The 14,002-nt window shown below is 50.2% G+C and carries 12 protein-coding genes; 8 read left to right on the top strand and 4 right to left on the bottom strand.

Features of this window, described 5'->3' with window-relative positions; all coding sequences use genetic code 11:
- The first annotated feature begins 151 nt into the window (after positions 1-151).
- Both ACN4EG_RS17000 and ACN4EG_RS16995 read left to right on the top strand, forming a co-directional pair.
- A complete protein-coding gene (locus ACN4EG_RS17000; protein ID WP_431631203.1) occupies positions 152-706 on the top strand; it encodes a Uma2 family endonuclease in 555 nt (184 codons plus the stop codon).
- A gap of 26 nt (positions 707-732) precedes the next feature.
- Positions 733-1,749 (top strand): threo-3-hydroxy-L-aspartate ammonia-lyase, encoded by a 1,017-nt coding sequence (locus ACN4EG_RS16995; protein WP_431631201.1) that lies wholly within the window; start codon positions 733-735, stop codon positions 1,747-1,749.
- An 11-nt stretch (positions 1,750-1,760) separates the two neighbouring features.
- Here ACN4EG_RS16995 and ndhM read toward each other — a convergent pair whose 3' ends face one another.
- Positions 1,761-2,096, bottom strand: a complete 336-nt coding sequence (ndhM, locus tag ACN4EG_RS16990; RefSeq protein ID WP_431631200.1) for an NAD(P)H-quinone oxidoreductase subunit M — start codon at positions 2,094-2,096, stop codon at positions 1,761-1,763.
- A 207-nt stretch (positions 2,097-2,303) separates the two neighbouring features.
- Between ndhM and ACN4EG_RS16985 the strand changes: the two genes are divergently transcribed.
- Both ACN4EG_RS16985 and ACN4EG_RS16980 read left to right on the top strand, forming a co-directional pair.
- Positions 2,304-3,044, top strand: a complete 741-nt coding sequence (locus tag ACN4EG_RS16985) for a histidine phosphatase family protein (RefSeq protein WP_431631199.1) — start codon at positions 2,304-2,306, stop codon at positions 3,042-3,044.
- Positions 3,045-3,268: 224 nt separating this feature from the next.
- Positions 3,269-4,210 carry a hypothetical protein gene (locus ACN4EG_RS16980; protein ID WP_431631198.1) on the top strand — a complete coding sequence of 314 codons (942 nt, stop codon included), beginning with the start codon at positions 3,269-3,271 and terminating at the stop codon, positions 4,208-4,210.
- 14 nt (positions 4,211-4,224) lie between these two features.
- Here the strand turns inward: ACN4EG_RS16980 and ACN4EG_RS16975 are convergent, their stop codons facing one another.
- Positions 4,225-5,940 carry an ATP-binding protein gene (locus ACN4EG_RS16975; protein WP_431631197.1) on the bottom strand — a complete coding sequence of 572 codons (1,716 nt, stop codon included), beginning with the start codon at positions 5,938-5,940 and terminating at the stop codon, positions 4,225-4,227.
- Positions 5,941-6,525: 585 nt separating this feature from the next.
- On the opposite strand from ACN4EG_RS16975, the gene ACN4EG_RS16970 reads away from it, so the two are divergent.
- Both ACN4EG_RS16970 and ACN4EG_RS16965 read left to right on the top strand, forming a co-directional pair.
- Entirely contained in the window at positions 6,526-8,178 is a 1,653-nt protein-coding gene (locus tag ACN4EG_RS16970; protein ID WP_431631195.1) for a GAF domain-containing sensor histidine kinase, read from the top strand.
- A 222-nt stretch (positions 8,179-8,400) separates the two neighbouring features.
- A complete protein-coding gene (locus tag ACN4EG_RS16965; protein WP_431631194.1) occupies positions 8,401-10,089 on the top strand; it encodes an ABC1 kinase family protein in 1,689 nt (562 codons plus the stop codon).
- A 25-nt stretch (positions 10,090-10,114) separates the two neighbouring features.
- On the opposite strand, the gene ACN4EG_RS16960 is transcribed toward ACN4EG_RS16965, so the two are convergent.
- Together ACN4EG_RS16960 and ACN4EG_RS16955 are read right to left on the bottom strand one after the other, a co-directional pair.
- Positions 10,115-10,804 carry an HAD-IA family hydrolase gene (locus ACN4EG_RS16960; protein ID WP_431631193.1) on the bottom strand — a complete coding sequence of 230 codons (690 nt, stop codon included), beginning with the start codon at positions 10,802-10,804 and terminating at the stop codon, positions 10,115-10,117.
- A gap of 106 nt (positions 10,805-10,910) precedes the next feature.
- A complete protein-coding gene (locus tag ACN4EG_RS16955) occupies positions 10,911-12,089 on the bottom strand; it encodes an NAD(P)/FAD-dependent oxidoreductase (protein ID WP_431631191.1) in 1,179 nt (392 codons plus the stop codon).
- A 111-nt stretch (positions 12,090-12,200) separates the two neighbouring features.
- On the opposite strand from ACN4EG_RS16955, the gene coaD reads away from it, so the two are divergent.
- Both coaD and ACN4EG_RS16945 read left to right on the top strand, forming a co-directional pair.
- On the top strand, positions 12,201-12,740 hold the full coding sequence (gene coaD / locus ACN4EG_RS16950; RefSeq protein ID WP_431631189.1) for a pantetheine-phosphate adenylyltransferase: 540 nt from the start codon (positions 12,201-12,203) through the stop codon (positions 12,738-12,740).
- Positions 12,662-13,330, top strand: a complete 669-nt coding sequence (locus ACN4EG_RS16945; protein ID WP_431631188.1) for an ATP synthase subunit B family protein — start codon at positions 12,662-12,664, stop codon at positions 13,328-13,330. The genes coaD and ACN4EG_RS16945 overlap by 79 nt, the downstream gene beginning before the upstream one ends.
- The last annotated feature ends 672 nt before the right edge of the window (positions 13,331-14,002 follow it).

The raw sequence follows: 14,002 nt of genomic DNA, 5'->3' as shown, positions 1-14,002 counted from the left end.
GGCTTGGTACACTGAACGTAATCAATTGCAAAAGGCAGTAGATTGGCAGTTTACTACTGCCGATGCTCGGATTCGACTGAAGCGCCTCTATCCACAAATTGAAAACTGACAGTCCACTAGTCAGATAAGCCATGTCTCTCCAGAAGAATATTTGGCAGGCGAAGAACAGAGTCTCGCCAAGCATGAGTACGTCGATGGTGCAGTTTATGCTGTGGACAGCGCGAGTGATACCCATGCAACGATCACCTTTAACTTGCCCATGCTGCTGATTCCCCATATTCGTAAACAGGGCTGTCGAGGCTATGGGGCAAACATGAAAACCCATGTGCCTCAACGCAACACCTACTACTACGCTGACTTCATCGTGACCTGCGATCCCCGCGATCGCGAAACGGATTATTTCAAGACTCACCCAAAATTAGTGGTCGAAATTCTGTCCCCCTCTACAGAAGCCTACGATCGGGGTAAGAAGTTTGAAACCTACCGGGAATTAGACTCTCTGGAAGAATATGTCTTGGTTTCCCAGGATCGGATGCTGGTGGAAATTTTTCGGCGCAATGCCCAGAATCGCTGGGAGCTCTACGCCTTCCACGCAGAGGATGAATTGGAACTGGCGAGCATTGACTTTCGCTGCCCGGTGACGGCGCTCTATGAAGATGTGATTTTTCCGCCCCCTGCCCCGGAACCGTCCGCCACCAACCTATAAACTCCTTGACCCTTCCCGACCTCTGCATGAGCCTCCCCCTAACATACGCTGACCTTTGCGCCGCTGCCGATCGCCTCACTGGAGTGACCCATCGTACGCCTGTCCTCACGTCCCAGCAGGTCAATCGCCGCACGGGAGCCACCGTTTTTTTCAAATGCGAAAATTTCCAGCAGACGGGCTCTTTCAAGTTTCGGGGAGCTTACAACGCCCTCGCCAGTTTAGATCCCGCCCAACGGCAAGCCGGGGTGATCGCCTATTCCTCCGGCAACCATGGCCAAGCCTTGGCACTAGCAGGACAATTGCTGAAAACGCCAGTCACGATCGTCATGCCCAGTGATGCCCCAGCAGTCAAACAAGCTGCCACCCGAGATTACGGGGCCGACGTGATTCTCTACGATCGCGCCACCCAAAGCCGCGAAACCGTCACCCAAGAACTGGCGGAAACTCATGGTCTAACTTTGATCCCACCCTTTGACTATGTTCCCACCATCGCTGGACAGGGCACCGCTGCCCAGGAATTGATTCAAGAAGTCGGAACGCTGGATTTTCTCTTGGTCTGCGTGGGCGGCGGGGGGTTGATATCCGGTTGCGCGATCGCCACCAAACACCTGTTACCCCATTGCCAAGTCATTGGAGTAGAGCCCAAGTTGGCGGACGATGCTACTCGATCGTTTCAAACGGGTCAACTGCAACGGATTGAACGAACGAACACGATCGCCGATGGAGCCAGGACGCCTAGCTTGGGGCAACTCACCTTTCCGATCGTCCTGGAGCTCGTGGACGACATGGTAACGGTCAGTGATGCCGCGATCGCCCGATCGATGATCTACCTCTGGGAACGGCTCAAAATTGTGGTCGAACCTACAGGAGCCTTGGCTGCGACGGCTCTGCTCGAAGGCGTTATCTCCCAGCCCGGTGCCCGCATCGGCGTCATCGTGAGTGGCGGCAACTTGGACGTTCAGCAAGTCCCGAAATACCTGGCGAAAGCCACCCCAAAGGAGCGGAAATCACCAAAACTTCCGCTCACCTGGGAACTCTCTTGAGGCTAACTTGCTCAACCTTCAACCCGAGGCAAACCCATACTGTAATTGAGTGCGCGAGTGTTCAAATTGTAGGAAATTTGACCCTTAAGCAGCAAATCACGAACCAAGTGCTCTAAATCCGATCCAATCTTACGCAGATTGTAGTCCGTCAATTCCTCGCCGCTGTAGGACTCGACTAACGCATCGAACTTTTGGTACACCTGTTGCAGGGCATCATCGTTCCAAATAAATTCATTATCGGGATCAATATCCAGCGTTAAGACATTCTCACTGGGAATCAGCTCGTTGTCTTCGACTGAAGCCGTGAAGATGTGGATATGGCGCGTCGTGGATTTGAGCATCATCATAGGGCTGAATTCCGTCAAACTAGAAAATTGACCTCTTGGCTATTGTAGTGCGATCGCCGATCGGATTTACCCTGTGAACCATTCCCATTTCTAATGTCTACAATTTTCTAGTGTCTAGGATTTTCCCCTGCCTGGAATCACCTACTTCACCCTTGTGTTTGCAATAAGTCTGGTTACAATTTCTGTTCTGGCTGAGTCTTGGGTACCATGCAGTTTTTAAAGCTCTTGTTCATCCGTCATGCAGAATCCACGGGCAATATTGAGCGCCGTATGCAAGGTCAGGGAGAATACCCGTTAACTGAGCATGGAAAAATTCAAGCTGAGAAATTAGGACAGGCACTGCTTAAAGAGGGTTGGATCCCTACCCATGTCTACAGCAGTCCCCTTCGCCGTACGCTGCAAACCACAAAGCTAGCCCTGGCACCCTTCCAAAGCTATCCCCCTGCCTACATTAGCGACCTGACCAACGCACCGAGCGCCCCTGATTTGGAGCCAGAGCCCGTCATCATTACCTACATGGATGACTTGAAAGAGTTTCACAATGGCATTTTTCAGGGACTCACTTGGTCTGAAGCGCGTACCCGCTATCCTGATCTTTGCCATAAATTAGAATCTACCCCCGATTGGATCCCCGTTCCAGAAGCGGAAACGTTGCAGGAAATCCGCGATCGCGCCCATCGTTTTATCCAAAAAATTCTAACCCGCCACAAAAACGGCGATCGGCTCTGGATTGTGACCCACAGCGGCTTTCTGCCCCATTTAATTGCAGAAGTGTTGGGCGTCGATCGCAGTTGGCGGATTTCTTCCCACAACACAGCGATGTTTGAGTTTTGGATCGACCACGATCGCTGGCATTTGGATAACGAAAATCGCTACAACACAGATCTCTGGCAAATCCGCCGATTTAACGACCATCGCCATCTGACGGAAGGGTTCTTAGATCGGTGAGTTGGAGAAAAAGAATAGTGGGATAGAGCCGCAAAGCGGTGTGGGGAAGTGAGAACGATCGTAAGGGCAGGGGCTAAGGATTTTTATACAGCCGTTTTGATCCCGAGCGAGTATCATGAACACTAAATTCCGTGGTCAGGAATACTATTGCCAGAAATAATACCCTTGCCAGGAATGCGATCGTCAGGTTTTTCTTTCTGGCTACTCTAGAAAGTCCCGCCCCTATGTCTACCATCGTGAATCCAGCTAACGACATTCGGAAACAAGCCCATCAAGGTAGCGTTGCTGCCATTATTCAAGTCCTGAATGAAGAATTGACGGATTTGGGTGTTCGAACTCGTGCAGTTTTTGATAATCGGGTATTGCAACTGCTCTGTGAAGCAGAAACGGAAGACCAAATCTCGGTGGAAGTGCTACCTCAGCGGATCAAAACGATTCTAGAAGAGATTGCTCCCCGCAGCATTCGCCGCGTCAATATCAACAGTCGCATTGTGAGAGAGCAGCAATTGCTGTGGCTGGATGAAATCAATCGAGATCCCGATAATCAAGTTCTGTGGTCTAAGGAAATTACGCTGGCTCGTCAGAATGTCATCAAATACTTTTTTGAAGACTTGCAAGCCTCCTTCTCCGGCCCCTCCACGAGTTTCCACAATCACTCCCCCCGACAACAGCGCGAAAAACAACAATTTTGGCGAGGAACCCTCAGTGGCCTGGGTCTCAGCGTCTTACTGTTGCTCCTAGGGGGGGGGATCTTCTACTGGCTCAAGGGTCTATCTACTAGCTCTAGTTCCAATCCACCTACTAATTCCACGGCAACTTTTAGCAATAATTCCCCCAACAGTGCCCCTGCATCGATCGCGCCTACCCCATCTGCAACCAGCACGCCTACCGCAGGCACTAAGCCCATTGCAACTACAGTTGCCAATCCTGCAAGTCCTGCAAGTCCAGATCCCTTTGCCGCAGCGGTTCGGTTAGCGGAGGAAGCCTCTAGTGAAGGAACGAAGGCCCAATCGCCCAGCGAATGGCAAGCGATCGCGGACAAATGGGGCAAAGCCTCGGAATTCATGGCCCAAGTTCCCAACAACGACAAACGCTACAGCGTGGCACAGGATCGAACCAGCCGTTATAAGAACAATCAAACAGCAGCTCTCCAGAAAGCACGCTAGTGACCCTAATCTATTTAGTCCACGCTGCGACTTCGTTTGCGGACTCCATTGCTAGGCGATCGCGGTTCGGTCGATCGGGCAGTTGGGATGGCCAAAGGTGCATCCTGAAGCATCCTGGCTGCTTGGTGATGCTGCTGGAAATACTTTTGCCATTCATTGGGCGCATCCATCGTTTCGCCGCCATGTTGGGTGTGACGTTTCCGCACTTGACATAGGACAGGCGTATTAACGCAGGCTCCGGACACAATGACCTGGCCTTTAGTTAAGGCAGGCAGTTCCTTCAACAAATCGCGCCCCGCCGCCTCGACTCCGTATTTCAAACTGTCTTGATCCACCGGATTGATGATGCGCATAATGAACTGGCTCATACATTGCGACAAAACATCGGAATCAATCTTGCCGGGACGTTGGGTAATCAGCCCTACACCGAGGCCAAATTTTCGGCCCTCACTCAGAATGGTTCGCAGAATCATTTTGCAGCGGGACGGCTCGTGGGCTGGGGCAAAGCGATGGGCTTCTTCCAGCAGGATAAACACGGGGTAAGGTAAATAGTTCTCATCCCCCCGATCGACCAATTGCCGATGGGTGTTCATGCGGGCTTGATTGGTTTGGCGCAAAACGGCTGCGCAGATCACCTGCTGTTCCTCTTGGCTAATTTCATTCATTTGCAGCACCGTGACCTGGCCCGGTCGAAACAGATCCCGAGGGGCCACGGAATGTTCAAAGGTATGGAAATACTTCGATCGTTCTAATGCTTCCAACTTCCACTCCAAGGCTGGGGCCGAGGATCCCTTTTTCTCATTCCCTTCATCATCCATCTGGGTATCGGCCTCATTCACCGCTGCAATCAAATCCTGCACGCCCCAGCGGAACTCCCCCTTACGATGGCGACCCAGGATCCGAAACGCTTTATGCAGAATGGCCTGCTGCCGTTCACTCATTCCCGGTAGCAGCGTCAGCAAATCGTAGTAATCCAGTGACGACATGCGAATCCGAATATGCTCCGGTGTCAGAACTTGCACCTCGGGTTGATAACCATCCTCTCCCCGAAATTTTTCATGGGTTTGCAACTCTTGCAACGTGCCATATTCTCCATGGGGATCGAAAATTAAGACCGCTGCCCGATTATTCGGCGCAATCAGTTCTTCAATCAAGACCCCTGCTGTATAGGACTTACCGGATCCAGTACCCGCAAGAATGGCCATGTGGGTACTGACCAATTCTTTGACGTCGAGGGCAATCTGAACGGCTCCCTGTTCCCGAAGCAAAACCGAGCCAATCAACGCAGCTCCGGTTTCTCCTGGCTGCTTCTTGTTCAAAATGTCTTGCAGCATGGCGTCATCGGCTAGGAATACCTTGGCTCCAGGATTGGGTGCCCGCCGAGGGTTCATAAAGCCCAACCCCTTCTGGAAGTGGCCAATGACATCCACACTGACTTGATAAATTTCTGGATTGGCGTCGGTAAAACCCACTAATGCCGCGATCGCCTGGGGACTAATCTCCGTATCGGCAAAGATGCGATCGGGCAAATGCTCAATCAGCCGTAATTCCGAAATCTTGCCCAAAATTTGCAGCGTTTTGTCCGCTTCATTCACCTGATAGTAAACATATTCACCAATTTTGACATGGTGATTATTTGAAGTGATGAAAACGTATTGGTTCCCGTTATCACCGGGGCCTTTCACCGTCCCCACTACAGCCTTTGCGGAAAATTCAGGCCCAGAAGTCATGATTACCTGCTAGGGAATAACCATCCAATTCATTTCGTTCAAGTGTACTATACTACTCAACTGATGGAACCTAGCCTGCCCTGACTCAGGCAACCCATCCCGAATCGTCAAATCGCCTACTGTCAGCAAGCGTATCGTCAAATGGCGTATCGTAAATCTTCCCAGAAGCTCCTATAACAATTAAAATTTTCATCAAGATTAAAGAAGCCTTCTCCGTAAATCAGCACATAGCCTGATCTAAAGATTGATATAAGACTTACAATCATCCGTGATCTACGTTTTTCGGGTGACTCAGCGCCCAAGATTTCAGCCCAACCGCCGTCATCATCCAATTAGATTTCAGGGAATTAATTCAGAATTGTGGAATCGTAGGGAAATTACGGATACAGTCTATGGTGTCACACTGTAATCTGAAAGATATTCACTGCTAATTTAATGTTGATGTGAGGGAGCCACAGTACACCGTAAAGTATCCTGAAAATCCTTAGGATAAGTGAAGGAGTACAAGCCCAGTGGTTGACCTCCAGGCTCAGAGATCCAATGCAGCTAAACGTGTCGCGGTCTAAGTTAGGAGCACAGAAACCTATGGGGCGGATGGATGGCTTAACCAAGTCCCAAGGAGGTGAATTCCTCCTCACATCAGACTGTCCCTTACCTCCCCCAGTCAGTCATCATTCCGATCGTGCCGCTATGCTGGAGTCTTCATCCCAAGTCGCCAATCTCCAGCAACAGGTTCAGCGTCAGGCAGCCTACCAAAGCTTAATTCGTCAACTGACCTTTGCCATTCGCGGGTCAGTGGAGTTGCCATCCATCTCCCAGATTGCCTTGGAGGGAGCCACTGAAGTGCTTCACGCATCCCGGGCAATGATTCTACGACTCAAGTTTTGGGATCCTCGTCACTTGATGCGATCGCCCGATCGTATTCCCAAAGCAAGAGTCATTATTGAAGGCTCCTACCTCAACCCCACTAAGCACCCTCTAGACAGACCAGACTCGGACTCCTCTGGTGGAGATCCCATTCCTCCCAACCCTCCCCTGAGCCATTCTTTTTGGGTTTCGGACTGTCACCTGTTCCAATATGCAATGGGGCGGGGCTCCCAGACCCTAGTTTTTAACGATGCCAGGGATTTTGAAATCTGTCGATCGGTATTGCCCCCCAGCCCAGAGCAGCCCTCAGCGGAGTCGAATCCCCTAGATACCCCTGAGCCATCTCTCGTCATTGCTCCTTTGCTCCAGCCCGAGGAGATGCCAGCATTGCTGTTTGTCCCCTTAGAAAGCAAAAATAAATTGCTGGGTTTCTTGGCTATCCAGAATGCCCAACCTCGAACTTGGCAAGCGGATGAAATCGAGTTAGCAGAGTTGGTGGCAGCCCAGCTCAGTGCTGCAATCATTCAGACTGAAACGCTGCGACAAGTGGAATCCTTAGTGGAAGAGAGAACTGCACAGCTTCAACAAAGCTTAGAACTCCAAGCCAAGCTGTATGAAATTACCCGTAAACAGATTGAAAAGCTGCGGGAAATGAATCAACGCATGGATGAGTTCCTCAGTACCCTCAGCCATGAATTACGAACTCCACTCACTAGCATGATGTTAGCCATTCGCATGCTGAGGGAAGCCAACCTGTCCCCGGAACGTCGTTTGCAATACCTGAATATCTTGGAGCAGCAATGTGCCCAAGAGACGAGTTTAATTAACGACCTACTTGCTCTCCAGGAACTTGAGAGCAAGCAAGTGGCCATGCAGATGCAGGCAGTAGATTTGAAGCGCACGATCGAAGAGGTCAGCCATTCCTTCGATCAACGATGGGCATTGAAAGGACTCGTGTTAGAAGTCAACATGCCAACCGAGGAACCATCCTTATTTACCGATGCCGCAAGCCTTAATCGGATTCTATTAGAGCTGCTGACGAATGCAGGCAAATATTCCGACCCCAACACCGCCATTCAATTACAAGTAAGTACTACGCCCGATCGCAAACTTTTACTCACCCTCTCCAATATTGGGCAGGGCATTTCGCCCGAAGAACTGCCTCATATCTTCGATAAGTTTCGCCGTTGCCAAGGCATGACTCAGAATGCAGTCCCTGGAACCGGATTAGGGTTGGCCTTAGTGAAAAGTCTTGTGCAACACCTCAATGGCAGTATCATCGCAACCAGCAATCCCATTCCCGATAGCCAGTCCTACGAAACCAGCTTTGTGGTCACCCTTCCCCAAGCTCCTGATCTGCCCAAACCTTAGATTTTTATCATCTTGCATCCAGAAAGCCTAAGGCATGCATTGAGAGTGTCTGTCCTGTGCTACTGTGTTAGCCGTCGCTTCTGGGAAATTTGGCTGCGGAATGGCTGAGTTTGAACGTGAATTCCCTAATAACTTCAGTTTTCACTAATCATAAGGATCAGGAATTGTGCTTAGGGGATTCCTAAATTTGGAGGGCAGACTAGGTATAATAAGCCGAGACCTATGCTAGTAACCTCAACCCCTCCCCAATCTTTACGTTGGCAACGCCCACGCTACTCGCCCATCGCCCGTCAGATGGACGTGTCGATTTCTGCTGCCAAGCTAGGGATTTGCCTGTGGATGGATAGCAAAGGATTGCGACGCTCCAGCACAGCCCGTCGCCAAACCGCAGAATGGATGGTGCAAACCTTCTTGGACTTGGGGCCAACGTTTATCAAAATTGGGCAGGCGCTATCCACCCGAGCCGACCTATTGCCCATGGAGTACGTCAAAGCCCTGACTCGGCTCCAGGATCAAGTGCCCCAGTTCCCCTCAGACCAAGCGATCGCCATTATTGAACAAGAATTAGGCAGTCCCCTTCATACGCTGTATCAAGCATTCGATCGCGAGCCGATCGCCGCTGCAAGTCTGGGTCAAGTCCATCGGGCTCGTTTACACAGTGGAGAAGAGGTCGTTGTTAAAGTCCAACGTCCAGGACTGGAACGACTCTTTGATTTAGACTTCCAAGTTCTCAAACGTGTGATTCATTGGATCAAGCGCTTCCTACCAGGATCTCACTATTACGACCTGGATGCCATCTATCAAGAATTTTCCGATATTCTCTACAAAGAAATTGACTATGTACGAGAGGCGATGAATGCCGATCGCTTCCGCCGGAATTTTCTAGATCACCCCTATATCGCAGTTCCCAAGGTCTACCCTCGCCTCACTACGGCGCGCGTACTGACCATGGAATATATGCCTGGCATCAAGGTCAACGAACGAGCGATGCTGGAATCCGTCGGCATCAACCCGAAGGATATTAATCATATTGGGATTTGTGCCTACCTGAAGCAGTTACTACAAGATGGCTTTTTCCAAGCGGATCCCCATCCCGGCAATATGGCAGTCAGCATGGATGGCAAGTTGATTTTCTACGATTTCGGCATGATGGCAGAGGTGCAGCCCATTAATCGGAATCAGATGGTCGAAACTTTTTTTGCTGTTCTGAAGAAGGATACCGATCAAGTCATCAAAACCCTGACAGATATGGGCTTAATTGAACCGATGTCTGACATGACACCAGTTCATCGGATCATCAAGTTTTTGCTAGAGCGTTTTACGGAAAAACCAGTGGAAATTCAGGCATTCAAAAGCCTGCGGAATGAGCTTTACAGCTTATTTGAGCAACAACCTTTCCGATTACCCGCTCGCATGACCTTTATTATCAAAGCGTTAACGACGTTAGATGGGGTCGCCCGTGACTTGGATCCACAATATAATCTATTGGCAGCCGCCAAACCCTTTGTGAAGAGCTTAGCAACCTCCACAGTACAAAATCAGGGTCGCGGTATGGGTGAACTAGTCAAACAGGCCAAAGGCTATTTGGCCTATCAAATCAAAAAGCCCAATCCCACCGAAGCGGCAATCGCCCGTCTTGAGGAACGTCTTGCCCAAGGGGAATTAGAAATACGGGTGCGATCGGTGGAAAGCGATCGAGCACTCAAGACACTGAACCTGTCGATCAAAGCTTTACTTTACGCTTGCATTGCCGGATTTTCTGGACTGATTGGTGCAGTCCTGTTACTCGCCGCTTATAAGGGCGGCGCGATCGCAGCATTTGTCATTGCCGGAGTGGCAGGGGTCATTTTAATCAAGTCCCTCCTCCATCTCACCGTGCGGGAAAAACTCGATAAATTAATGGGGTCATAAGTGGGGCAGACAGCTTGTAGACCTATCAATCTGCCGGATACCTAACGGAGCCAGAAAGACTAGGAAGTCCCGCCCGACGGCTCAACCAGATGCCCCTTAACCCCACGGCTTTGGCCGCACGGTAGTCTTCCTCTAAGCTATCCCCCACATGCCATGCCTCTTCGGGTCGGCAGCCATGTTTCTGGAGCGCAATTTGAAAAATCCGGGAATCGGGCTTGGCGGCACCCGCTTCCGTAGAAATGGTGACCGATTGAAAATACTGCGCTAGGTTCAGCAATCGTAAAACTGCATAAATTCGCGAATCAAAATTCGACAAAATCCCCAACGGAATTCCCCGATCGTACATTTGCCGCAGCGTCACTAGGGTATCGGGATAAAGTTCCCAGGGCTCTGCCGTTGCAAAATAGGTGAACAGTTCAGCAAAGAAGCGATCGAAGTCCTCAAACTGCGGCAGGACACCAGCACCATCAAACGTCGCTCGAACCAACTGTTTCCACCAGTCATATTCCATCACAGAAATTTCTGAAAGAGATACATTGGGGAATGCTGGTGATCCAGCTTGCTTAAACGCTGAAAAGAATTCTACATCTAACGTTTGAGCAGGAACTTCAACACCGTGGCGAAGAGCGATCTTTGCATAGCTAGCTCCAACGCTACCACGGATCCCAAAAAGAGTACCAACTGCATCAAAAAAAATGACCTTGGGTGTTTCCATAACGCTTCTTCCGATTGGCCATCAATTCTGTAATTTAGTGTTTGTCTGTAGCTTAGTGTTTGCAATCTTCAGTAGGCATAGCTTCCTTCAACGGAGCTCAGCGCCACTACCGCAGCAAGTCCATCAATGGTCGTGTGATCCAGCTAATACCGACCTTCAATTGGTGATCCAAGGTTGGCATCCGGAATAGATAAATCATCCGCCGTGCGAGATGGGCGGGCAAACCACTGAGTTGTAGCCCCAAGCCTGCTAGCGTTGCCTCATCCGTCCCCAAGGTCATCATTTCTCCCAAATGCTGGTACTTAAACGGTAATAGGGGACGGTGGGTCAGTGACGCCCAAAGATTCCAGCCCGCATAGTCCGACTGTTGGAAAGCTGCTTGGGCCGTGGGAGGAACCACCTGCCCGTCCCCATCCAGTCCCGAGGCTAAATCCCCTAGGGCAAAAATATCTGGATGATCCAAGACTTGTAGCGTGGGCAAAATTTTTACCTGTCCCCGATCGGTCTTGGGCAGAGGTAAATCACGAATCATAGGTGTTACTCGAGTTCCCACCGTCCACAGAACCAGATCAACTGGCAGCGTATCCAGTTGTCCTTTGTAACGCAACGTTAGAGAGTCCGCCGTCAAGGCATCGATCGTTGTCTCCAGATCGACCCATATGCTGCGATCGTTTAATGCCTTTTCAGCAACGTGACGATTAAAGGTTGGTGAATTGCGCAGGATCCGATCTGCCATTTCTACAATTCGCACTCGCCCCCGATCTCCCAACCGTTCCGCCAACTTGCAAGCCAGTTCAACCCCGCTGTAGCCTGCCCCGGCTATGGCTATCCGAATTTTGTCACGGTCAGAATTCTCCAGCAATTGCAATTGACTTTCGAGCTGATAGGCATCTTCCAACGTCCGAAAGGGTAACGCATAGTCTTGAACTCCCGGCACTAAATCCGTTGGGGTTTCACCCCCCATCGCGAGCACTAACCGATCGTAGGTCAAATGCTCTCCCGTTGATAACTGAACCTGTCGATCGGTCAGTTGGATCCCTGTCACTGTAGCTTGAATAAACCGGATCCCCGTATCTACTAGCAAATCCACATAGGGCGGCGCAATTTCCCAGGCTTGCAATTCCCCCGTTAGCAATTCGTACAGCAGCGGCATAAAAACAAAGCGATCGCGGTGATCCACCAAAATAATTTCTGGCTTGGAATGACCGATCCAGGGCAGTTGACTTAACCGCAACGCCGTATATAGACCACCAAATCCGCCACCCAGAATGCAAATCCGAGACATAACCCAACCTTGAGGATTGCTATATTGCCAATTGTAAAGGGGATTCGCCCAGGTGGGGTGGGATTGACCGTTTAGTACGAAGATGGGAAAGTCCTTTGCCAACCCCGAGCTGTGATTGCGATTTATCCTGGAAGTTTCGATCCCGTGACGTTAGGACATCTTGACATTATTACCCGTGGATCCCGGTTATTTGATCGAGTGATTGTGGCGATCGCCCGCAACCCGAGCAAAGTCCCCCTCTTCCCCGTCGAAGCCCGTCTTGAGCAACTGCGGCAGGCAACCCAACACCTGACCAACGTTGAGGTTGATAGCTTTGAAGGGCTGACGGTAACCTATGCCCAGGCCCGTCAAGCATCCGTACTGATTCGGGGCCTGCGAGCGATTTCTGACTTTGAAATGGAGCTCCAGATGGCTCATACCAATAAAACCCTCTCAGATTCGATCGAAACAGTTTTCTTAGTCACCTCAAATGAATATAGTTTTCTAAGCAGTAGTGTGGTGCGGGAGATTGCCAAGCTTGGTGGCCCCGTTGACCACTTAGTGCCCAAACACGTTGCCCTGGATCTTCACCGATGCTACGCCAAAACCCATCCGGCCCCGAAGGACGACACGATCGAGGATCCCAAAACCTCGACATCCAGCAAGAATTGAATCGCTTGGAGGAAATGCTACTGGATAGCCCCCGTCTCCCGCTGCCGCTGAGTCGTCGCACGATGGTAGATGAGGATGCCTTTTTAGATCAACTGGATCTCGTCCGTCTCAGTTTGCCGGAGGCCTTTCAGCTGGCAGAAGAAGTGGTGCGGCAAAAGGACGAAATTCTGGTTCAAGCGGAACAGTATGCCCAGGAAATTATTGAAACTGCTGAGCAGCGAGCCGCCCAGATTTTGAACGAAACCGGAATTCTCCGGCAGGCAGAGTATGAAGCCCAGCAACTTCAGATGAAGGTGCAGCAGGAGTGTGAAGCTGCCCAGCAACAGGTCTTAGCAGAAATTGATCAAACTCGACGACAGGCCCAACGAGAGTTAGAAGGGATGCAACAGCGGGCCTTGGAGGAGGCAGAGGAAGTCCAACGGGGTGCCGATGAATATGCAGATAAGGTGCTGCGGGATATGGAAGCACAGATGAGTGAGATGTTGCGAATTGTCCGCAATGGTCGTCAACAACTCAAAATCAATCAACCCGATGGTCGAGTCCCGCGCCCGCCTAGTCGATCGCCCCAAGGGAATCGCAACCGTAATTAAATCGCAACCGCAATTAAGTTGTCTTGTCTGCGTGACTTCTGCAATGAATCCTGAGTGCATCAGGGGTTTCTGTTCCGTGGCTGTTAATGTAGGTTGATTACCCCCAGCGGGCCTGAACCGGGTTGCCCTTGAACCGGGTTGTTCTTGCTTGAGTGTGTCAATTGCAGCCCAGTATTGAATCCACTCCGAATCGTAAAGATCGTTATTTACTATCTACCGCGATCGTTAGTAGCTGTAGTCGTTATGTTTGCCAACAGGATTGCCAATTGTTTTTCAATTGCGTGATGTATAGAGACTTACCCTAGCATCAACCTCGAATTTCTCAATCATTGGAATGAATAGAAGTTTATTGATTGTTCCCATTGGATTTTATATTCCAAATAGGCTGAAACACTTAATCCATAGGGACTAACCGAAGACAGGTACTCGCATTGAGCGACCTATCAGTAAAACTAAGACTCAAACTTACAAATGGAAATCATTGCATTGAGTTTAGATGTGATACATATTTAATTAAGCATTGATTTTTATAAGCGTTTCAATGCGAGCTCATAGAAAAAACTCAATAATCCCAGGGCTTCTTGTTTTTCTAGATTGACTTTTCAGAACTGTCACTTGGATGGTGGTCGATCGGAAGGATCCAGATTGGGAGAGATTGGGTAGACCCCTAAG

Origin of the sequence: Alkalinema pantanalense CENA528, from assembly GCF_050753345.1 — a bacterium.
GTDB lineage: Bacteria > Cyanobacteriota > Cyanobacteriia > Leptolyngbyales > Leptolyngbyaceae > Alkalinema > Alkalinema pantanalense.
Note: the sequence above shows the minus strand (reverse complement) of the source record. Positions and strands in the feature narration are given on the sequence as shown.

Excerpts from the sequence above, each read along its gene's own strand:
- ACN4EG_RS16995 (WP_431631201.1), top strand. The coding sequence starts at position 733 with ATGAGCCTCCCCCTAACATACGCTGACCTTTGCGCCGCTGCCGATCGC.
- ACN4EG_RS16985 (WP_431631199.1), top strand. The coding sequence starts at position 2,304 with ATGCAGTTTTTAAAGCTCTTGTTCATCCGTCATGCAGAATCCACGGGC.
- ACN4EG_RS16965 (WP_431631194.1), top strand. The coding sequence starts at position 8,401 with ATGCTAGTAACCTCAACCCCTCCCCAATCTTTACGTTGGCAACGCCCA.
- ACN4EG_RS16970 (WP_431631195.1), top strand. The coding sequence starts at position 6,526 with ATGGGGCGGATGGATGGCTTAACCAAGTCCCAAGGAGGTGAATTCCTC.
- ACN4EG_RS16960 (WP_431631193.1), bottom strand. The coding sequence starts at position 10,804 with ATGGAAACACCCAAGGTCATTTTTTTTGATGCAGTTGGTACTCTTTTT.
- ACN4EG_RS16975 (WP_431631197.1), bottom strand. The coding sequence starts at position 5,940 with ATGACTTCTGGGCCTGAATTTTCCGCAAAGGCTGTAGTGGGGACGGTG.
- ACN4EG_RS16945 (WP_431631188.1), top strand. The coding sequence starts at position 12,662 with ATGCTACGCCAAAACCCATCCGGCCCCGAAGGACGACACGATCGAGGA.
- ndhM (WP_431631200.1), bottom strand. The coding sequence starts at position 2,096 with ATGATGATGCTCAAATCCACGACGCGCCATATCCACATCTTCACGGCT.
- ACN4EG_RS16955 (WP_431631191.1), bottom strand. The coding sequence starts at position 12,089 with ATGTCTCGGATTTGCATTCTGGGTGGCGGATTTGGTGGTCTATATACG.
- ACN4EG_RS16980 (WP_431631198.1), top strand. The coding sequence starts at position 3,269 with ATGTCTACCATCGTGAATCCAGCTAACGACATTCGGAAACAAGCCCAT.